Annotated in this window: 20 protein-coding genes; 12 read left to right on the forward strand and 8 right to left on the reverse strand. The window is 42.7% G+C overall.

The genetic code is table 11. The features are described 5' to 3' along the window. Together AWV70_RS13540 and AWV70_RS13545 are read right to left on the reverse strand one after the other, a co-directional pair. Positions 1–213, reverse strand: a 213-nt coding sequence (locus AWV70_RS13540) for a CoxG family protein (protein ID WP_160327662.1), incomplete at its 3' end; no start/stop codon positions are given. A 17-nt stretch (positions 214–230) separates the two neighbouring features. Continuing rightward, positions 231–1,907 (reverse strand): FAD-binding protein, encoded by a 1,677-nt coding sequence (locus tag AWV70_RS13545; RefSeq protein ID WP_060208093.1) that lies wholly within the window; start codon positions 1,905–1,907, stop codon positions 231–233. A gap of 218 nt (positions 1,908–2,125) precedes the next feature. Between AWV70_RS13545 and AWV70_RS13550 the strand changes: the two genes are divergently transcribed. Beyond that, positions 2,126–2,719, forward strand: a complete 594-nt coding sequence (locus AWV70_RS13550; protein WP_082713623.1) for a TetR/AcrR family transcriptional regulator — start codon at positions 2,126–2,128, stop codon at positions 2,717–2,719. Between the two features lie 52 nt (positions 2,720–2,771). Here AWV70_RS13550 and AWV70_RS13555 read toward each other — a convergent pair whose 3' ends face one another. Continuing rightward, positions 2,772–3,527 (reverse strand): AAA family ATPase, encoded by a 756-nt coding sequence (locus AWV70_RS13555; RefSeq protein ID WP_414714839.1) that lies wholly within the window; start codon positions 3,525–3,527, stop codon positions 2,772–2,774. 197 nt (positions 3,528–3,724) lie between these two features. Here AWV70_RS13555 and AWV70_RS13560 point away from each other — a divergent pair, with 197 nt between their 5' ends. The 3 genes from AWV70_RS13560 to AWV70_RS13570 all read left to right on the forward strand — a co-directional run bounded on the left by AWV70_RS13560 (position 3,725) and on the right by AWV70_RS13570 (position 6,740). After that, the gene (locus tag AWV70_RS13560) at positions 3,725–4,273 is read left to right on the forward strand and encodes a sigma-70 family RNA polymerase sigma factor (RefSeq protein WP_082713624.1); all 549 of its coding nucleotides are present in this window, start codon (positions 3,725–3,727) and stop codon (positions 4,271–4,273) included. After that, positions 4,266–5,183, forward strand: a complete 918-nt coding sequence (locus AWV70_RS13565; protein WP_060208098.1) for a hypothetical protein — start codon at positions 4,266–4,268, stop codon at positions 5,181–5,183. The genes AWV70_RS13560 and AWV70_RS13565 overlap by 8 nt, the downstream gene beginning before the upstream one ends. A gap of 111 nt (positions 5,184–5,294) precedes the next feature. Continuing rightward, positions 5,295–6,740, forward strand: a complete 1,446-nt coding sequence (locus AWV70_RS13570; RefSeq protein ID WP_060208102.1) for an S-layer homology domain-containing protein — start codon at positions 5,295–5,297, stop codon at positions 6,738–6,740. A gap of 309 nt (positions 6,741–7,049) precedes the next feature. Here the strand turns inward: AWV70_RS13570 and AWV70_RS13575 are convergent, their stop codons facing one another. Continuing rightward, positions 7,050–7,370, reverse strand: coding sequence for a DUF4183 domain-containing protein (locus AWV70_RS13575; protein ID WP_060208105.1), 321 nt, complete (start codon positions 7,368–7,370; stop codon positions 7,050–7,052). Positions 7,371–7,576: 206 nt separating this feature from the next. On the opposite strand from AWV70_RS13575, the gene AWV70_RS13580 reads away from it, so the two are divergent. The 3 genes from AWV70_RS13580 (at position 7,577) to AWV70_RS13590 (ending at position 11,971) form a co-directional block, all read left to right on the forward strand. Next, positions 7,577–9,688, forward strand: a complete 2,112-nt coding sequence (locus AWV70_RS13580) for an ATP-dependent Clp protease ATP-binding subunit (protein ID WP_060208109.1) — start codon at positions 7,577–7,579, stop codon at positions 9,686–9,688. Positions 9,689–9,934: 246 nt separating this feature from the next. After that, positions 9,935–11,347: a vWA domain-containing protein gene (locus AWV70_RS13585; protein WP_235588668.1), complete on the forward strand. Its 1,413-nt coding sequence runs from the start codon at positions 9,935–9,937 to the stop codon at positions 11,345–11,347. A 285-nt stretch (positions 11,348–11,632) separates the two neighbouring features. Then, positions 11,633–11,971 (forward strand): HAAS domain-containing protein, encoded by a 339-nt coding sequence (locus AWV70_RS13590; RefSeq protein ID WP_060208113.1) that lies wholly within the window; start codon positions 11,633–11,635, stop codon positions 11,969–11,971. Positions 11,972–12,197: 226 nt separating this feature from the next. On the opposite strand, the gene AWV70_RS13595 is transcribed toward AWV70_RS13590, so the two are convergent. Next, a complete protein-coding gene (locus tag AWV70_RS13595) occupies positions 12,198–12,632 on the reverse strand; it encodes a YfmQ family protein (protein ID WP_060208117.1) in 435 nt (144 codons plus the stop codon). A gap of 135 nt (positions 12,633–12,767) precedes the next feature. On the opposite strand from AWV70_RS13595, the gene AWV70_RS13600 reads away from it, so the two are divergent. Beyond that, the gene (locus tag AWV70_RS13600; protein ID WP_060208120.1) at positions 12,768–13,304 is read left to right on the forward strand and encodes a DUF3267 domain-containing protein; all 537 of its coding nucleotides are present in this window, start codon (positions 12,768–12,770) and stop codon (positions 13,302–13,304) included. Between the two features lie 94 nt (positions 13,305–13,398). On the opposite strand, the gene AWV70_RS13605 is transcribed toward AWV70_RS13600, so the two are convergent. After that, positions 13,399–14,124: a hypothetical protein gene (locus AWV70_RS13605; RefSeq protein ID WP_060208123.1), complete on the reverse strand. Its 726-nt coding sequence runs from the start codon at positions 14,122–14,124 to the stop codon at positions 13,399–13,401. 160 nt (positions 14,125–14,284) lie between these two features. Here AWV70_RS13605 and AWV70_RS13610 point away from each other — a divergent pair, with 160 nt between their 5' ends. Both AWV70_RS13610 and AWV70_RS13615 read left to right on the forward strand, forming a co-directional pair. Further along, a complete protein-coding gene (locus AWV70_RS13610; RefSeq protein WP_060208126.1) occupies positions 14,285–14,725 on the forward strand; it encodes a cell wall hydrolase in 441 nt (146 codons plus the stop codon). Between the two features lie 292 nt (positions 14,726–15,017). Further along, positions 15,018–15,422 carry a GNAT family N-acetyltransferase gene (locus tag AWV70_RS13615; RefSeq protein ID WP_060208149.1) on the forward strand — a complete coding sequence of 135 codons (405 nt, stop codon included), beginning with the start codon at positions 15,018–15,020 and terminating at the stop codon, positions 15,420–15,422. Positions 15,423–15,463: 41 nt separating this feature from the next. On the opposite strand, the gene AWV70_RS13620 is transcribed toward AWV70_RS13615, so the two are convergent. Then, positions 15,464–16,000 carry an HAD-IIIA family hydrolase gene (locus AWV70_RS13620; protein WP_060208128.1) on the reverse strand — a complete coding sequence of 179 codons (537 nt, stop codon included), beginning with the start codon at positions 15,998–16,000 and terminating at the stop codon, positions 15,464–15,466. Positions 16,001–16,319: 319 nt separating this feature from the next. On the opposite strand from AWV70_RS13620, the gene AWV70_RS13625 reads away from it, so the two are divergent. Further along, positions 16,320–18,260, forward strand: coding sequence for a DUF2075 domain-containing protein (locus tag AWV70_RS13625; protein ID WP_060208131.1), 1,941 nt, complete (start codon positions 16,320–16,322; stop codon positions 18,258–18,260). Between the two features lie 201 nt (positions 18,261–18,461). Further along, on the forward strand, positions 18,462–19,676 hold the full coding sequence (locus AWV70_RS13630; protein WP_060208134.1) for a YHYH domain-containing protein: 1,215 nt from the start codon (positions 18,462–18,464) through the stop codon (positions 19,674–19,676). Positions 19,677–20,332: 656 nt separating this feature from the next. Here the strand turns inward: AWV70_RS13630 and AWV70_RS13635 are convergent. Next, positions 20,333–20,808 (reverse strand): CoxG family protein (locus tag AWV70_RS13635; protein ID WP_306464394.1); only part of this gene is annotated, 476 nt, incomplete at its 5' end.

A 20,808-nucleotide genomic window follows, 5' to 3' on the forward strand; every position in this document is an offset into this window, starting at 1 on the left:
CTCCCGCCATTCTGTAATATCGATTTGTAATTTGACGGTCTTTTGCATAATGCCGATATCGCCTTTAAACGTCCATGTCGATTGCTTTTCGCTCAAAATTTCATGTTCGATATATCCTGGGACGAGCGGCGCCCACCTATTCATGTCACTGACGAAATCCCACACCTTTTCAATCGGTATATCCAACTCTGTCGTATGTGTTCCACTAGGCATGTAAAGTTCCTCCTTTATTATGCTAAAACGCTTTCCGCGTCGCTTATCTTACGCGGTTTCAGGTTGCCGATATGCATACCTGCCAAATAGCCGAATGTCATAGCAGGCCCGATCGTTCCGCCTGCGCCCGGATATGCACCGCCCAATATGCCCATCGCCGCGTTGCCTGCAGCATAGAGCCCCGGAATAACTTCTCCACGTAAACTGATGACTTGTCCATGTTCATTAATGCGCGGCCCGCCATTCGTCCCTAGTGACCCTGCATAGATCGGCAATGCGTAAAACGGCCCTTTTTCAATTGGCCCGATCATCGCTTCACGGCCTTTGAATCGATTTGCGAAATTCTCGAAGTGCAATGATCCGCGGTTGAAGTCAGGGTCTTCGTGATTTACAGCATGATGATTAAAGCGCTCGACCGTTGCTTCCAGCTGATTCGGATCGACTCCGATTTTTTCCGCAAGTTCCTGGATGCTATCCGCTTGCGGTACCCAGTCCGGCGCATTTTCGCCAGGCGCCATCGTCACGATTAACGCGCGGTCTTTTAATTGCTGATCAAAAATGAGCCACACATTCGATTCATTCGGCAATGATTGCGAGTTCTGGTCATACGTGTAAAATGACTTCGGCAGGTCCATATAAGTGGCACCTTCGTTGACAAAGCGTGTCCCATGTTTATTGACAATAATTGAATTGGCCATTGTACGTGCTCGCGAGTCGATTTGATTATAAACTTTTCCTTCGTATTCAATCGTCGGATCCACAAAAGCCGGGGACCACCAAGCTTCGCTCATATTGCCAAGAGCTGCTCCAGCTTCCATCGCCATAATCAACCCATCGCCTTCATTGTAAGAAGGGGATTGCGGATGCGTAATGGCCCCTTTTAAAAATGAACGGACAAGTTCCTTGTTCCACTCAAATCCGCCGGAAGCAATCATGACACCCTTTCGAGCACCGATGAAAATATCTGTCCCATCTCCACTTTCCGCACGGACGCCAATGACAGCTCCTTCATCATCCATCACAAGTTCTTTTCCCGGGGTGGAAGTTAATGTTTGAATGCCGCGATCAAGTACACCTTTAAAAAGACTGGCAGCCAACGCCCTTCCCATCGTCGTAATATTGTTTTCCATTCGTGTACCGACAAGAGTGAAATCGATATCCCCTGGATCACTGGCTCCGCCTTCTTCCAACGTCAAAGGAGGGAAGATCGGGTTTCTTCTTATTTTCTCTGACCATTCCCCTAAATCGTTCAAAGGAAACGGAAGGGGGTCGAGAGAGCGGCCTTCCTTTTTTCCCCCGGGCAGATCTGCATAATAGTCGCCATACCCTTTAGGAACCGCGAATCTTACTGGTGTATGTTCATACAAGTAATCGATCATCTTCGGGCCATGCTCAATATAGACGTCAATCAATTCAGGATCGGGCTCTTTGCCATGCGTCAGTTTTGTAATATACGTCTTCGCTTCTTCATGCGAATCTTCCAAACCGAGCTCCTTCATATAACGGTTATTCGGAATCCACGGAATCCCGCCGGAAAAAGCTGTCGTACCGCCGATCTGATCCGATTTCTCAAGGATGACAACTTCCGCCCCTTGATCATGGGCGAGAATCGCCGTCGTCAAAGCGGCGCCCCCACTGCCTAATACGACGACATCTGTTTCTGCATCCCACTTCATATCGTTTTTCACTATCATTTCCCAAACCCCCTTATCATATTAGAAACCGCTTTCATGTAAATGAAAGTAAAAATGATTCATTTGCAAACTTCCTTTATTGATAAGCTGTTGTCCTATATAATTATAGGTAAATAGATAGTTTGAGCAATAAACACTTTTCGGATAAATGATGCATTCTAGTCATAACGATCAATAATGTCTACGACAGAGATAATTAATCGACAGGGGGAACTAAATTGTCTATCAAAATGGATCCGAGAGTTCAAAGGACAAAGGCGATGTTTGAGGAAGCGTTATTGGAGTTGATGGGGGAAAAGGACTATAAAAAGATTACGGTAAGGGAAATATCCGAAAGGTCCACACTCAATCGGGCGACATTCTACTTGCACTACTACGACAAAGATGAATTGCTTGAACAAATGTTGGACGGGGCGCTGGAGAATTTACGCATCAGCGTGCAAGTGAAGGAGTTTGAATTCAAATATGATAGTGAAAATCCGCATCCGATTTTCATTCGCTTATTTAATAAAATGATTGAACAGAAACGCTTTTATAAAGTCATGCTCGTCCAAGAAAAAGTGCCGTACTTCACGGAGTCTGTCAGGGAAATCATTGGAACATTGGTGGAGAGAGCGACGCAGTATATGGTTGAGGATAAAATCGAGTTTAAAGTGCCTATTGAAATGTCAGTAGCCTATATCACATCAGCCTATTTAGGCGTCATCATCTGGTGGCTGAAACATGATATGCCTTACACGCCCGCACATATGGCGAAGCAGCTGACGAGATTATCGACGGTCGGACCATGGGTGGAAAACCCGTATCGGTGAAGTCAGAACCCCTTCAGAGCCGCGAAAAGGCTTTGAAGGGGTTTGCTTGTAGCTATTCATCCTGAAACAGATGATACAACAAACGCTCCCGATCGTCGAAAAACTGTTTCATAATCGAGTAATGCTCCGTTTTCTCCAACGTCGTTTCATGGATTCCGTCTTCTGTAATCTGGACGATTTTTGAAAGCGGATGCGCCATGATGATCGGTGAATGGGTCGATATGATGAACTGGGATCCTTCCTCGACGAGTTCGTTGATCCGCGCAAGCAAAGAAATTTGGCGAAGCGGGGACAAGGCGGCTTCAGGCTCGTCCAAAATATATAAACCGTTTCCCCTAAACCGTTCCCGGAACACGGCGAAAAAGGATTCCCCGTGTGATTGCTCGTGAAGGGATACCCCTCCAAACGAATCAATGATCTTTGGACCGGAAAGAGGATCTTGGTCTAGCTCCTCGATATTCGTCGCCACATTGTAAAACGTCTCGGCACGGAAGAAAAAATGATCCCTCGCCCGTTCTGCACCCTTAACAAGACGAATATGTTCATCGAGTTTCGAGTGGGAATCAAAACTGGAAAAGTTGAAATTCAATGTCCCTCCTTCCGGATTAAACCCATACGCAATCGCAATTGCCTCCAGCAACGTCGATTTACCCATTCCGTTTTCACCGATTACATACGTGATGTTCGGATGTAGCTCCAATTCGTGCAAGTTCCGGACGAAGGGAAGGGTGAACGGGAAAATGCCATGCGCTATCCCTTCCTGCTTCAGTCGCACGGTCCTTATGTATTGTGAAAATGAATTTAAGATTGCCAACGGAAAATCCCCCTTATTGTAGAATACGTTGATCTCGCCTTTAAATCTTCTACGTGTCTAGTGGCCAGGAAGATTCAAAACTAGGCAGCGAATTGCCATAACTATATGATTACATAAAGCATGTGTTCATTGGAAAACTTGTAACCGTCTATAATCGGGCGTCGTCTAAAATGTAGGGAAGGGGGGAGGACATGGGGCAGTTGGATTGGGAGGCAATGAGCCCGGATGATCAAATTGAATTGCTGATGGACCAATATGGGGAAGAAATTAAGAGGCTTGTCTATACATATGTGAAAAATCATTCGACGGCAGAAGATATGACGCAGGAAATCTTTCTAACCGTCTACATGAAACTCGATTCGTACGCGGGGAAATCTTCAATTAAAACTTGGATATATTCGATCGCGATTAATAAATGCAAAGATTACTTAAAGAGCTGGCATGTCCGGAAAATGATCGTGCAGGAAAATATAAAGGAAATATTACGGCCAAATCGTCGGGGAGCAGACTATGAAATGATCGACCAACTTGAGCGTGAGCAGATTGTCGATGAGGTACTTAAATTGTCGATTCCATATCGGGAAGTGATTTTGCTTTATTACTATAGACATCTATCAATCAAAGAAGTGAGTGACGTCCTTGGAATAAGCGAGAGTGCGGTGAAGGTGAGGCTCCACCGGGGCAGGGAGAAGTTGAAAAGGCCATTGGAACTTTTGGAGAGAGGTGAGGCAGATGGATGACAAATTGAAGGCGTTGCAGGAGGAAATGGATAAGGTCATTTCGGAGGACGAATACTTTACTGAGCAAGATAAGCGCGAGACCCGAAAGCGGATTATAGAAATGAATCAAAGTGTTCCGGCCCAAAAACGCCGAAATCTACTGCCACAGCTGCTCACTGCTATTTCCCTTTGCGCATTCTTCGTCTTCCTAAGTGGAATCATTGGGAAAGAACTTGGCTTTTTTGCAAGCGACACGCCGCAAGACGCAAATTCCCCGGTGATTGTGCCTGCCGACGAAGAGGACCCTACATCCATCGAGGATCGCTACGGAAAGCGGGAGCCTCGGATTGAAAGAGAAATTGAAAAAGTTTTAGCACGTGAGGATTTATTCAAATCAAAACTAAAAGGCACCTTAAAAGGGGCGTATATGGATGAATCGGGAAATGTTGCGGTGGATTTTGAACACTTTGGGGAAATCATCGGCGCGCAACCACATATAGAAAAGGGTTATCTGATGGCTACTTTGGATATAGCAGTTTATAAGAGCTCTAGTGTGAATCAAGTCTATTACCTATTCGACGGCGACCAAGCCGCGTTCACTGCGTGGCAGGAATCCGATGACGATGGGGGAGAAGGGGAATTTCAACAGTATATGTCAAGGATGCAGTGGATTCTTTCAATTACATTTTTAATGCAAGCAGCGCTTCTTTTCATCTTCAAAAATCAGAAAGACCTTCTTTGGGTCATTTTTAGTTTCATATTAATGGTGTTCATCCATCATTTGCTATTCACGCAGAACGAATATATGTCCGAGCATTTGCCACGGCAAGCTAAGTGGTTCATCGTGCTATTGGTGGTCGGATACGTTGCCTTTTTATATAATTTGTACTCATGGATCAAAGTGATGAAGAAAAACAAAGAGTCAGTCTGATCCACCAAAAAATAAAACGGGATATTCCTGAAATCTTTGAAACTATTTCCAGAAAACTACGTCTGTACGGTGCTTGCCATTACATTGACTTGTCGGAGCGGAGGAAAAATAATGAAAAGGCGATTGAGCATATTTGGTGCACTGGTACTCGCCATCAGCCTTCCAGCAACTAGCTTTGCTGCAAGCACACTGCAATTCTCGGATGTGCCGCAAACAAAGCATTTCGCGGAAGCGGTGTATGATCTTGCGGAACGCAATATTATTGGTGGTTATCCGGATGGCACATTCAAGCCGGGCAATTCCATTACGAGGGGTCAGGCGGCCGCGATCATTGCGAAGATGACCAACTTGGATACAACGAATGTGAAAAATCCGGGATACAAAGACGTATCGACAGCGAATGGTTACTACAAAGCGATTGCGGCGATGACGGAGAAAGGCATGATTAGCGGCTACGGAGACGGTCGATTCGGTCCGAACGATCCGATTAAACGGGGACAGATGGCTTCGATTATCGTCAAAGCGTTTGATCTGCCACGAGAACCGATCTACAATCATCCATTCAAGGATCTTTCGAATAATCAATCGCATACTGAAAACATTCTCGCGATATACGCACTCGGTATCACTTCGGGAACGACTTCGACTACGTTCAGCCCGAACGCTGTCATCACAAGAGGGCAAGCGGCGAAGATGTTGAGAGCGACCGAAGAAGCGAAGCCGCCGATGGTGACGATCAAGGCGAGTGACTTGAAATGGGAGTATGTGCGAATTTGGCAATCGGATGCAGAGGACGGATACTTTAAAGCATTTGAAGTGTTCGGAACAGAAGGTTACACCGAAGACAAAATTCAAGTCGTTCCCGTAAAAGAAGGGAAAGGCATCTTGAATTTACAAGGTAGGCCGAGCAAGGGCTCAAACGTAAAAGACTACGTGAAATATTATGTTCACATTACAAAAGTGAACGGCGAACTGACATTGACACTGGAAGAGACGGAAGACATGGCGCCGACAGCCGTCCAGCTATATGATATCAAGGAAAACATTGAAACGATCTCCCTTGCGACGATGGAAGGGGAGAAAATCTCTGACAATGTGCCGTTCAATGTGGATCAATACACGATCGTCTCATTTGATATCGATAATCCGGGCCAGTATATCGCTACTGTGAAGCTCGAGAGCGGGAAGGAAATACGATACGGAATTGAGGCAAAGCAGAACGACGCTCAATCTTATTATGATGTCGAAGCCATTAGAGAAAATCCAACCGACGTATATGTGGAAACGGAAAAATACAAAGGCGGATTTAAAATCCGGGAAAAGGATGCCGCGCAAATTGCAGAAATCACTCGTGATCCAGGAACAAATACATTCCGTATCAAAGCTACTGGCAAGAAGGAAGGAACGGTCCATATTGATTATGATCATAGGCTGACTGAAATCGTATGTGAAGGTTTAGAGTGCAGTTCCGCATGGATAGGATTTGTCGTCGATGTCCGTCAAATCGGCTCCATCGTGAATGTGTATGTACGGCGGGATCTTGAGCTGGACCATTAATTAACAATCCAAAACGGTGCCTGTGCAGCACACAACTCAGACAATTCACTACAAATGCATAAAATTATGTTAGAAGCCAACTATATCAACATTCAGTTGGCTTCTTTTTGTATTAATATACTTTTTGTCAAATAGTCATAATTGGTTGTTGCACAGGCACCTACTTTAAATTCTACCTTGAGTAAAAGTATCCCCTCAAACGCCGTGAAAAGGCTTTGGAGGGGATTCCATTTGTGATGCTATCCCTTCATCACCTATTATGCAAACGCTTGTCCCATATAACCAAGCTTCGAATAAAGGGTTGGTTAGTTAGACTACTGTTACTAAATCTACAGCTTCTACAACCAATGGTGTTCCAGCAGATATGCTGCCTGCGACTTCATTAAAGGTCAATTCTGTTGTAGATATTGTATACGAATCGCCCTCTTGTAGTACACCGTTTATATAAAGATTGTAGTAACCATTCGTTACGGTTGGAAAAGCAGTTGCTGCAGTGCCACTGTCATCCAAAAAATCAGTTACGGGTACGGTTGTCCCATCGGCTACAGTTAAAGCTGCTGCCAATACATTAAAAAATCTTGTCGAATTGCCTGAGACATCGACGTTAATGTTAATAAGGGAAAGCGCCATTTGATTCACCTCCTATCTACTCCATTCTAGTAAATGCAAGATATCTGTGAAATGTCAGGGCTGTCCATTCGTTTTTCGATGCCTTGGGTAAACCAGTCAAAAATCTTGAAAGTCAAATAAGGTCAGTGTATAATAAAGTTATAAGTCAAAGATAGTCAATGTCAGACCGTGTAAATGAAATGAACGATATAAGGAGGAAATGGCTTATGAAATGTCAACACTGTGGTAAAAACGAAGCGACAATGAGCTTGCGACTCCAAGTGAATCATCAACGTATGCAGATGAATTTGTGCCATACATGTTTTCAAGAGATCCAAGGACAAATGAAGATGCCGTCATTTGGCAATGATGCAAATCAATTTTTCCAAGCGAATGGCAACCCGCAAGCACATACGCAAGTTAGAGAAGTCGATGGACATCAAGGAAACGGCTTGTTAGACCAACTTGGTAAAAATATTTCGAATGACGCCAAGGAAGGGAAAATCGACCCAGTCATCGGGCGCGATCAAGAAGTGAAACGCGTTATTGAAACATTAAATAGAAGAAACAAAAACAATCCTGTTCTTATCGGAGAACCAGGTGTAGGTAAAACAGCGATTGCAGAAGGGCTCGCAGTGAAAATCCATGAAGGCGATGTTCCCGCAAAACTGTTGAATAAACAAGTGTACGTGTTGGACGTAGCATCACTTGTGACGAATACCGGAATCCGCGGTCAATTTGAAGAGCGGATGAAGCAATTGATCGAGGAGATCGAGAACCGGAAAGATGTCATCGTTTTCGTCGATGAAATTCATCTTCTCGTCGGCGCAGGTTCAGCGGAAGGCTCCAAAATGGATGCAGGGAATATATTAAAACCAGCATTGGCACGTGGCAGCATGCAGCTTATTGGCGCAACGACGTTGAAAGAATATCGTCAAATTGAAAAAGACGCGGCACTCGAACGCCGCTTCCAACCGATCATTGTCAAAGAGCCTTCTCCGGAAGACGCGATCACCATCTTGCACGGCATTAAAGACCGTTATGAAGCTTTCCATGAAGTGCGTTATTCCGATGAGGCGATCCGTGCATTCGTCACTTTATCACAACACTATATCCAAGACCGATTTTTGCCGGACAAGGCAATCGATTTGATGGATGAAGTAGGAGCGCGCTTGAATCTAAACCAGTCTTCTACGAATGTGGATGCAATCGAAAAACGGCTAGAAGAAGTCGTTCTACAAAAAGGACAAGCTGCGGACATGGAGGACTATGAGAAAGCGGCAGCGTTACGCCAAGAAGAAATGCAATTAGGTCAACAACTAGAAGAAGCGAAACAAGGCGAAGCATCAATCTATGAGGTGACGGTTGAAGATATCGAGGAAATCGTAGAAGAAAAAACAGGCATCCCAGTTACGAAACTACAAGCATCGGAACAAGCGAAAATGAAAGACCTTGCAGAAAATCTACGTAAAAAAGTAATCGGACAAAAGGAAGCGGCCGACAAAGTTGCTAAAGCAATCCGCCGAAGCCGCGCAGGGTTGAAATCAAAAACTCGACCAATCGGATCATTCTTATTCGTCGGTCCAACGGGTGTCGGTAAAACAGAAATCACAAAAGTACTGGCGGAAGAACTATTCGGTTCGCGCGACACGTTAATTCGCCTCGATATGAGTGAATACATGGAGAAACATGCCGTCTCTAAAATCATCGGCTCTCCTCCAGGTTACGTAGGGCACGAAGAAGCAGGCCAATTAACGGAACAAGTCCGCCGCAATCCGTATTCGATTTTGCTATTCGATGAAATCGAAAAAGCGCATCCTGACGTTCAACATATGTTCCTTCAAATTATGGAAGATGGCCGGTTAACCGATTCCCACGGTCGAACAGTCAGCTTCAAAGACACCGTCATTATTATGACAAGCAACGCCGGAACTGGGGAGAAAAAGATAAATGTCGGGTTCAATCAAACCGCACATGAATCCGTCTCCATGCTGGAATCGTTAGGAAACTACTTCAAACCTGAATTCCTGAACCGTTTCGACGCGATTGTCTCGTTCAATGAATTAACAGAAGACAACCTACTCGAAATTGTCGACCTGATGCTCGTTGATTTGGAAGATGCAATCGAAGAAAACGATATCGCAATTTCGATTTCTCCAGAAGCGAAACGGGAATTGGTGAAGCTCGGCTACGACAAACGTTTTGGAGCACGACCACTTCGGAGAATCATCCAAGACAAAATCGAAGATCCATTAACAGATCTCATCTTGGAAGAAGACCAGATTGAAAAAGTCCATGTGGACGTTGTGGATGAAGAGATTGTTGTAAGTAGAGCGTAATCCTTTTTCCAGTGCCTGTGCAGCACACTATTCAGTCAATACACTACAATTGCATAGCCTAAATGAAAGAAGCCAACCATATCAACATTTGATTGGCTTCTTTACGTATTTATATAAAATCTAATGAATTGTCATAAATGTTTGGTGCACAGGCACCTTAATTTAGGCCCTTCCACATAGGAACTATTGTAGCTGGTGTCCGTATAAAAGGTAGTTCTGTGAAAGGGAGTGAATTTGGTGAAGCGGATGAATTTTAAATATACTGTCATGAGTATTGGATGCTGTATGATGCTTGCGGCGTGTACGGATAAACCGGAGCCTGAATCTGAAGTAGAGCCGGAAGTTTCGATGTCGGAAGAAGAAACAAAATCGGTTGTCGAGGAGCAAATTCCTAAAGCGGCCCGGACGGTGGAGGATATGATTTCTCAGCCTGCGGGCAAGTTGGTGGAAGCTCATATGGACCCTGAGGTGGAGGCGGCAAAGACTGTCAATTGGGTGCAATATCATCGATTTTATGAAGATACGTTTCAAGGACTCATGGAAGAAGAGTTGCCTACCTATTTCGAGGAGCATCCGGGTTTGAGCGCGGATGAGATTTATGACTATCTTGTTTATCAATTAGGCTCGGGGCAGTATTCGACCTTCTATGATCAGTTAACGTCGTATGAGCATGGGTATGTGATGCCTGAGTTGCCGGAAGGCGAGGATGAAATTGAGATTGCGAAGAGACAAAAGACGAATGTCGTTATCTTGATGGATGCAAGCGGGAGCATGAAGGCGGAAATTGGAGGCGAGTCGCGTATGTCTCTTGCGAAGCAGGCGATTGAAGATTTCACTGGCCAGTTGTCTGATGATGTTAATGTCTCCCTGTTTGCATACGGCCATAAAGGTGCAGGGACGGAAGCGGATAAGCAGCTTTCTTGCAGTTCGCTCGAAGAGCTTTACCCGCTTGGCGCGTATGACGAAGGTTCATTCCAAAAAGCGATGGATTCTTTTGGTGCGAGCGGCTGGACGCCATTAGCCGGTGCGATGGAAAAGGCACATGAGTATTTGTCTTCTTATGATACAGAGCACTTTAGGAATATCGTTTATATCGTAAGTGATGGTGTAGAGACGTGCGACGGCGATCCGGTTGCCGCGGCGAAAAAGCTGCATGAAAGCGATATCGAGGCGAAGGTGAATATTATCGGCTTCGACGTCGATGATGAAGGGCAAAACGAGCTGAAAACAGTGGCAGAAGCAGGTGGCGGTGAATATGCGACAGTGCGAAACCCGTCCGAATTTGAAGGAGTTCTCATTAAGAAATGGAAGCCGAGCATGATGCAAGTGATGAGCCAGCAAGGCGTCATGCTCCATGATTTGGTTCATCAAATGGAGGCACTTATTGCAATCCATGACCCGCTCAAGAATATTTCCGATCGAGAGGCAACGCGAATTAGCAATGCTGCTTATTATTTAAAGAACAAAAAGATCATTGATGATGAGAGAGCGTACGAGGTCATTGATCTAGCCAAGGAAATGGGAGAACTGAGATCAGCCCATTTTACGGAAGTAAAAGAGCAGAAGAGTGAAGAAGCGAAACAGGCGAGGGATGAAATCGACACGAAAGTGGAAGCGTGGAAAGAGAAGTGGTACAAGGAATTGGAGAAGGATGAATAAAGGTCCAACTACGTAGATAAAGGCTTTCTATTTCGGTGCCTGTGCAGCACACTATTCAGTAAATACACTACAATTGCATAGAAAGAGTGTCTAGAAGTGATAGGTGCAGTATTTCGCAACATTCAAATCGAATAATTAATCATCTTTGTGAATAGTCATAATTGAGTGCTGCACAGGCACCGTATTTAAAATCGGTCTGGAGTCTGATTACAATTTTTTGAATTGGATTATAATTAAGTATGGAAAAGTATGGGTCGAAGAATTACTGGGGATGGAGGAAGAGTCGTGAAACGTGTTAACTATTTCGCTTTATTTGGCGTCATTTCTTTTAATGTAATTGTGTTTTCTGGAATCGCCATTGCATTAGCGGGGCTGTTGTTTTCTTTATGGACGATTGTTATTTCATTTGTTGTATCGCCGGTTTTATTAACCGTCGTAAATGTATTGGAAATACAACAATTTAATGTGCTGCAAACGATTTTTAGTGTGATTCTTTTCTTCGTAGGCATAGGGTTGGCGCCTTTGGCAATGAAGGCTACCCGCTTTTTGGGGACTATGTTTGCTAAATATGTTGAATTTAACAAGAAAGCGGTTTATAAAATGCCGGACGTCAATACCATTTAAAGAGTCAATGTTAAAAATGGCGTCCATCTTAGCGTAGACCAAGGATGGCCGCTGTAGCTACAAAGACCCCTTCATGCTGCTTTGAAGGGGTTTTGGTTATTGGCTTCTTTATGAATTTATATAAACTCTAATGAGTTGTAGTGGATAGGCACCGTTTTTTATTTCCATCTATTGGTATTTAAATGTTCAATCAATACGATAGAAATGAAGGGTGTGAATAAGGCCATCAAGCCTTTTCAGAAATACTGAAGTTTTGGAGAGGCTCGGAACTAAGGCTAAAGGAAGCAACTTTTTTCTTCCACTGTTTGACTACATCAACATGGTCATCATTATGGTACAAAAAGAAGTTCATCTCTTTTTTCCTGTTTTTCACATTGATGACGAACGGAATCACAGCAGTCTCAGGATGTAAAAACGATTTTTCAGTTCCTGGGAAGATGTGGTTTCTCTTTACATATTGCGCTTCATTAAAATAGGTACTGAAGCGATTTTTCTCCTCCTCTTCTAAGCGCATTCCGTTAAATGTTACAGTAATATCTTTCGGATCAAGCTTTGGGTGAAGTGCAAATTTATTCAAAATCCAACCTACAAGTGCACTTGTAGGACTCGAAATAAATATTAGTATTACCCCGATGATTGTAGCGATAATCGTCCATATCATTTCCTATCAACTCCGTTATCTGTAAATGCTTGTTGTATTGATTAAGATTATCGTAACAAATTGAGTTCATAATGTGTTTGACAAATTAGTAACTTTTTTACTCGCTATTAGTAGATAGGGAAGGCAGGGACGGCGATGATTTTATGGTTTCGGCATTTGCCACAGCCAAGTCTGGATTTTTCTGAATGGAAACCATTCATTGAAAAAGCATGGTTTCGAAAGCATTATATGAAGTTTGTGTACTTGTTAATGGCCGCTTTTTTTCTAGGGCCCTATTGGCTTTTCAAGGGAAACTTCATTCATCTAACAAACTTTCCTTTACTGTTACTTGTTGTTTTGGTTTTCGTCATACACGAAGCCCTTCATATACTTGTCATCAACAAGAAAGGCGATATGAGCTTAACGTTCAAAGGCGTCTATTTTTGGCTTACGACAAATGCAATTCTTTCTAAAAAGAGATTTTGGATCTTCATGAGCTTACCTTTTATCGGATTAACGGTAATCACAGCAATTGCTTCGTTCTTTGTAACAGATGAGATCAAAGCACTTCTTTTATTTATCAGTTGGTTTAATTTGATAATATCTGCCTCTGATATTGTGAATTCAGTTTTGATTGTAATAAAACCAAATAACTCTATGTTTTGTAGAGGATACTATCAAGTGCAGTCATAATCTAGCACCCTATACAGAGGATGACTGTAGAGACATCAACATCATCAGGAAGTGGCAAGGAGGCTTTGAAGGGGTTTTGCCCTTTTGGATAACACTACATCTGTGCACCATATATAGCTACATACTGCTCCTGCAATGCAAATCCGTTATTTTTCCATCCCAGTGTATTCAGAATATAGCCTAAGCCATCCGCGTGATATCTTCCGGATATTTTTTGATAAGCTAAAAGTTCATACACTCCATTGGCATCAAAATCCACTGGGTACAAACCACTTAAAGGATCTACAAATCCGGTGATCGGGCTTTTCAGCTTGCCATTCTGATCATATATTTCATTTAAATAATCCGCACCTTTCAGAGAGATATCAATAATATATTTCTCATTATTCGGTCTGCTGACAACTTCAACTTTATAATTGTCTTGATACGTGACGTCATATTGGTATTGATTATTATACACATCAGAGTCAAACAGTAGTCTTGCTTGATTTCCAGCGAAGGAAACAATGTAATAGTTGATAATCCCGCCACTGCCGCCCGTAGCCATGCTGATTACTATCTGATCTACGCCACTCCCTGTGAAATCCCCCAAGAATAGTGTCGGATCATAGCCCGCATTGTTATGAAGCGGAATGCTTGTCGTAACCCCAGTTCTACCATCCCTAACGTGAAGCGTAATATTTTGGATGTACGGACTATCCGACGTTTTTGTGCCAGTAAGATAGACTTGATCAATCACGTTATCGCCCGTTACATCACCACTAACAAACGCAACAATACCTGGCCGACCCATCGTAGTTGAAGTAAGTGAATTATTCATGATATGCCCCTTTTCATAAAGACTATCGCTATAATCTATCCTATGGGTTATTGGCCTGATTGCTACTACTTGTAAGGGAATCCCTTTGATGCTTGTATTCTTATAGTGTAATTGACATCAATGCAGAGTTTTTTTCATACGATATACTTGGGGTGGAAAAATGCCGAGAGTCAAATACCGGGATGCAGACGTTGATGTAATGGCAAGGATGATGAGGGCAGAAGCCGAGGGTGAAGGAAAGCAAGGGATGCTGTACGTTGGAAATGTAATTGTGAACCGGGCTGTAGCGGATTGCTTGGACTTCAGAGACGTAAGGACGATTAATGACGTCATTTTTCAAGTGCAAGGAAATAATTATTCCTTTGAAGCCGTTCAAAAAGGAAACTTGTTTTATCAAAGAGCGAGGCCGACTGAAAGACGATTAGCAAAACAGAATTTGGATTTTTGGAGAGAACATCCCGCGAGATTCGCCCTTTGGTACTTCAATCCGTATGCGCCTTGTCCGCCAACATGGTACGGCCAACCGTTTACCGGCCAATTCAAAAATCACTGTTTCTATGAACCAGCAGCAGGAACATGCGAAAGTGTTTATATGGGGTAGGCTATGTCTTAAAATTCCGGTGCCTGTGCAGCAAACAATTCAGTAAATACACTACAATTGTATAAGGCAAATGAAGAAGCCAACCGTATCAATTACGGGTTGGCTTCTTCGTGTATTTATATACTTTTTATTGAATTGTCATAAATGTGTGCTGCACAGGCACCTGATTACGAATAAAGGATTTCAGGTCTTGGCAGCGAAATAAGAAGATAAGGAAGTGGAGGTTATACAATTGGCGGAAGAAGTGCAATTTCGAGTAGCGACAGAACAAGATTTAGAACGAATCGTGGAAATGCTAGCGGATGACAAGCTCGGGGCCACTCGGGAACAATTCGTACTGCCCTTACCGGAAGTGTACCGTGAAGCGTTTCGGGCGATTGATGCAGACCCCAACAACGAACTGGTTGTAGCATGCCTCGGAAATGAAGTCGTCGGCGTCCAACAAATTACATTCACCCCCCATTTGACCCGTCAAGGCGGTTGGCGTGCAACAATCGAGGGGGTACGAACATCCTCAACCGTACGAGGAAAAGGGATCGGAACGGCGCTCATCAACTGGGCCATCCAACGGGCCAAACAACGTGGCTGCCACCTCATTCAGCTAACAACCGATAAAACGCGGGAGGACGCTATACGCTTTTACGGACGGTTAGGGTTTCAGGCGACTCATGAAGGAATGAAGATGAAGTTGAATTGAAAGAGTACCTATGACCAAACAAGGGCTTGGTCATAGGCACTTTATTGATCAATCAACCACCTTACAGCCTCATTCAAGTCCTCCGCAATAAAATCAGGCTTCACTTCCTCCCAGCGACCAAAAAACCCATCATTTATGTATTTGGTATACGCTGCTTTTCCACTCCCTGTTTTCACTAATATCTTCCTGCACCCAACCTCATCTGCAGCCACTAAATCGGTCCATCGATCCCCGATCACTATACAATGCTGTAAATCCAAGTTATTCTCTTTAGCTGCCGTACGCAACATTTCAGGTGAAGGTTTCCTGCAAGCACATCCATCTGTATGTTCGTGCGGACAAAGATAAATCTTATCTAAACCAAAGTTAACGAGCTCCCTTTCAAAACTTTCATAGGAAGCTTCCCCCTTTGCGATGCCGGGTTGATTTGTGAATGAACAAAGTAACATTTCCGCATTTTTCAATCGCTGTATCGACTCTGCAACGCCTGGGAATAGCGTGAACTCTCCAGGATAAATTACACTGTCGCTTCCTCCAATGGTTCCGTCCCTGTCTAGAAACACTGCTTGAATGTACAAAGCATGATTACCTCCATTCCTGTATTACTACATGATTCTCTATTAATGAAGGGAAATCCTTGTGTTTTGGGGAATTCGATCAAACAAAAGTCATTCGGAGTTTGGTGCAAGTGGTATCATTAAGCATGCGTGTTCCCCTTGTAATATAAAATTAGACTGGGAACATAGTCTTGCGGTAAATGTGTAACTGTAAGACAATGGTATTAAGAAATTACTTAACAATGTAGAATTCGCATTTTTTTATTTAAAAGCGTCAACTCCAGATGAAATGAATAAAGGCGGATACAAAGATTTATTAAGATAAAAAGTTGGTGACATCATGATTATATATGAATCTACAAAAGAACAGTTTGTCGGGGACGTTGTCAATGAACTGCTCATTGACCGATTATACAACTCCTATCAAAAGAAAATAGGACGTACCTCCAAAGCTGAAATTCGCTCTTGGGAAAATTCATTGCAAAAAATGTCCAATGTTATGCAGGACGATGAAATACCGAATGACGCGTCGGTTGCAATCGAGTTTAATATTCCCAACACCTCTAAACGAGTGGACTTCCTAATTGCCGGTAATGATGGCAATCAAGATCATGTCGTTATTGTAGAGTTGAAGCAGTGGGAGGAAGTCGAGAAAGTAACTACTCGGGATGCAATTGTAAGAACGTATCTAGGCAAAGCCAATCGTGAAACGACACATCCATCCTATCAAGCGTGGTCATATGCCGCGCTCATTGAGGACTTTAATGAAAATGTGCAAGAAAAAGAAATCCAGTTGAAGCCTTGTGCATATTTACATAACTACAGGAAAACCGAGGACGACCCTCTGACGCATGTCCATTACCAAGACCATCTCGAGAAGGCTCCTGTTTTTACAAAGGGTGAAATTCAGAAACTCCGAGCTTTCATTAAGAAGTTCATTCGGAAAGGCGATCAGAATCATCTGATCTACCAAATTGAAAACGGAAGAATCCGCCCTTCGAAATCGTTACAAGACGCATTGAACAACATGCTAAAGGGCAACGAAGAGTTCATCATGATTGACGAGCAAAAAGTATTCTTCGAAGAGGCATTTCATCAAGCAATCGAAGCTGTAAAAACGGATAAGAAGCAAGTGATGATTGTAGAAGGGGGTCCCGGCACAGGAAAATCGGTTTTGGCCATAAATTTATTAGTCAAGCTGATAGACCAAGGACTTGTCACAATGTATGTAACAAAGAACTCTGCTCCACGGAACATCTACTCCACAAAGCTCAAGGGTGATTTCAAGAAGTCGCATATCGATAATCTATTCAAAGGGTCCGGCAGCTTTACTGAAGTGGAGGAAAATGAATTTGACGTCCTTATCGTTGATGAAGCGCATCGTCTAAACGAAAAGTCCGGTATGTTCCGTAACAAAGGTGAAAACCAAATTAAGGAATTAGTCAAAGGATCAAAGTTCACGATCTTTTTCATTGATGAAAATCAAAAGGTCACATTAAGTGATATCGGCAGCGTCGACATGATCAAACAATATGCGAGGCAATATAATGCCGATATTATTTCATGCGAACTTACTTCGCAATTCCGGTGCGATGGATCTGACGGATATATGGCCTGGCTAGATGATGTGCTTCAAATTAGAAATACAGCAAATATGAATGACCTAGGGATGGACTATGATATCAGGCTTTATGATGATCCAAGTGAGATGCTCGCAGAGATTGAAAAGCTGAATGAACGAAACAATAAATCACGTATCATGGCAGGTTATTGTTGGGAATGGCCGAAAAACAATCGTCAGGACGTAAACCACCATGATATTACGATTCCTGAACATGATTTCGGGATCAGTTGGAACATCGAAAACACATGGGCTATCGAAAATTCTTCGGTTAGGGAAGCTGGTTGCATCCATACCGCACAGGGATTGGAGTTTGATTATGTCGGCGTCATTATTGGTGACGACATGCGTTTCGAGAACGGACAAATTATTACAGACTTTACAAAGCGTGCGAAGACGGATCAATCACTAAGGGGGATTAAGGGAATTGCAAAGGAAGACCCGGAAAAAGCACATGCGTTGGCAGATCCAATTATCCGGAATACGTATCGGACATTGATGACTCGGGGGCAGAAGGGGTGCTTTGTGTTTTGTACTGATCCTGCATTACAGGCGTATTTGGAAGAGCGGTTGGAGAAGGCTGTGTTATATCGAAGAGAAAGGGAAGAGATGTTGTATTTGGTGGATGGGGAAGAAACTTACATGAGGTACAGAAAATAAATCTACCTTTTGCAAATAAGACGTTCCAACTAATGCCCATGTTCTGTTGTGAATTTTACTAATAAAGTACATTCTTCATAGAAATATCAAGTGAAACATCATAATCGTGTTTATTAATTCAGAATAATGGGATTGATAATCTTGCGCAAACCCTATATGATGACATTAGTTCTATTTAACAATAATTCGAGGAGAGAAATTATGAAGAAGTTATTTGTAACATTTAGTATTGCATTGCTTACCTTATCTCTCTTTGGAAGTGTTGCTTCTGCGCATCCGGGGCGGACAGATAGCAACGGAGGTCACACATGTAGAACAAACTGCGCCAAATGGGGGCTGAAGACGGGTGAATACCATTATCACAATGGGGGCGGTTCCGGCACTAGCTCTGGGACAACGACTTCTAAGCCGAAACCCAAACCGCAGCCTACATATAGTCAAGCAGATGTTGATAATGGAAAAACTTCTGGCGAATCGCAAGGGTATGAAGATGGTTATAATAGAAGAAACAAGAATTCGAGCACTGATATGGGCAACGAAGGCTATAAAAAAGGATATGCCTCCGGATATGCAGCGGGCTATAAGGAAGGGATAGAAAAAATCAAAGAAGAAGATAGACAATCCGGGGCGACTTTAGGAGAAGGAGATGGAAAAACAGCTCTTCGAAAAGGTGAAAATAAGGAAGTCTCAATGAACGATTCTAAATCAGATGATTGGAATACCGCCTATAAAGCAGCCTTCATCAAATCATACGATTATGAAAAAATTGTACAAAATGCTGAGCAATCCGGGCATAATCTAGGCTACTCCTTAACTGAATTGGCGATACCTGCTGATTTTGCCAAAGATGTCACAGTGAAAACGGCATTTGAGTCCCATTACAAAACAGGTTTTGAAAAACGTATAGAAGAAGAGAAGCAAGAGCATTTGGAATTAGGAAATAAAGACGGGTACGCCTTATCATCACTAGCAATTGCTTCAATGGATGACAGATTCATAAGTTCCTATGAACAAGGGTATGAAGAAGGAAAATCCAAACGAAAAGAAGAAGTCTTAGCAGAAGGGTACCAATCCGCTTTCGTCAATCTCGATTATCAAGAAACAGCCGACTATGCTAACCGAGAACTAGTAGATTGGTTTAAAGAAGGCTTCCACTCAAACGAAATTGCTGTTCAAATTAAAGAAACCGCGTTTGACAATGGGTATGCGAATTCCAAGTATGTCATACCTGAAGAGTTCGAAGTTAATGAAGCATCTATCGCATTATATGATTCACTGTTCCTAGAAGGACAAGAAGTAAGAACCCAAGAGAAACAAAAGAGTTTGAAGACGGCTACCGGTATTAGTCTTGCAGCTGGCGGCATAGGGCTAGGTGGATACTTGCTAAGAATACGGAAAAAGAAAAAACTGATTTAATTTTATAGCAGTGTTTATAAAGGCAGAGCTAAGTTTTACTTGGGCTCTGCTTTTATTTTTTACAAAAGGTAAATGAAATGTTCGACACGTTTTAACCGTCGACTCAATAATGTTACGGGTCATGCAAAAATACAGTCTGTATTTAACACGGAATAATAGTTTCGCCAACTGTTTGGTAAGATTGCGTTTCCTGCAATCAAGTACTTTGGGTGTAAACTCGCAAAAAAACACCTTATGTATGCGTAGAGTGAATGACACGGAATTTTAATCTTGTTACAACAAACTTTCTAGTAGAATTAAATGGAGGATTATTTAAACTGCAATTCTATTTTGGACCATCCACAATAATGTTCATAAACTGGTCATCATTTGCACGAAACTGTTTTAATTGTAAATTTTCACTCTATTCATGCCTAATTCCATTCCCTTCCATTAGACTATAACCAAATAGGGATTTGGTTGGAAAAGACGTAGATAGAATGATTGTGTGCAGCCGAATCACGGAAACATCTTGAATTTCTCCGAGAGGTTCCGAAGGGGGATGGTACGTGCTATTAGCGCTTATCTCTTTCGGATACATGCTCTAGAAAACAAGAAAACCACCCTAGGCCGTCACAAGCCAAGGGGTGGTTCGCAAAAAATAATATATTGGTTTATTACGCTTTCACTTTAGCGATTTCTTCTGCAACTGCGATTGTAAGCTCTTCAGCAGTTTTAGGAACGAATGATTTCAAGATAGCGTTAACCATTGGTCCCATCGCACCACCAGCGGTAATATCTAATGAACCAATCATTTTCGTTGTATGATCATCTAGTTTTTCAGCTTTAAAATAGCCGCCGCCTTTAAAGTTATCTGATGTTCCTGTCAAGTTGAATGTGACAAGCGTTGGCTCTCCCCATTCCGTAATATCCACTTTTAGTTTAACGGTCTTTTTCATAAAACCGAGATCACCTTTAAACTCCCAAGTTGACTCATTTTCATTAATTAAGTCGTGTGTGATATAACCCGGTACAAGTGGCGCCCAGTTGTTAATGGAACTTACGAAATCCCATACTTCTTCAATTGGTACATTAATTTGTGTTTCATGAACTCCTGCTGGCATGTTAATAATCCCCTTTACAGCGTAATTAA

Source organism: Sporosarcina koreensis (genome assembly GCF_001531445.1).
Taxonomy (GTDB): Bacteria; Bacillota; Bacilli; order Bacillales_A; family Planococcaceae; genus Sporosarcina; species Sporosarcina koreensis_C.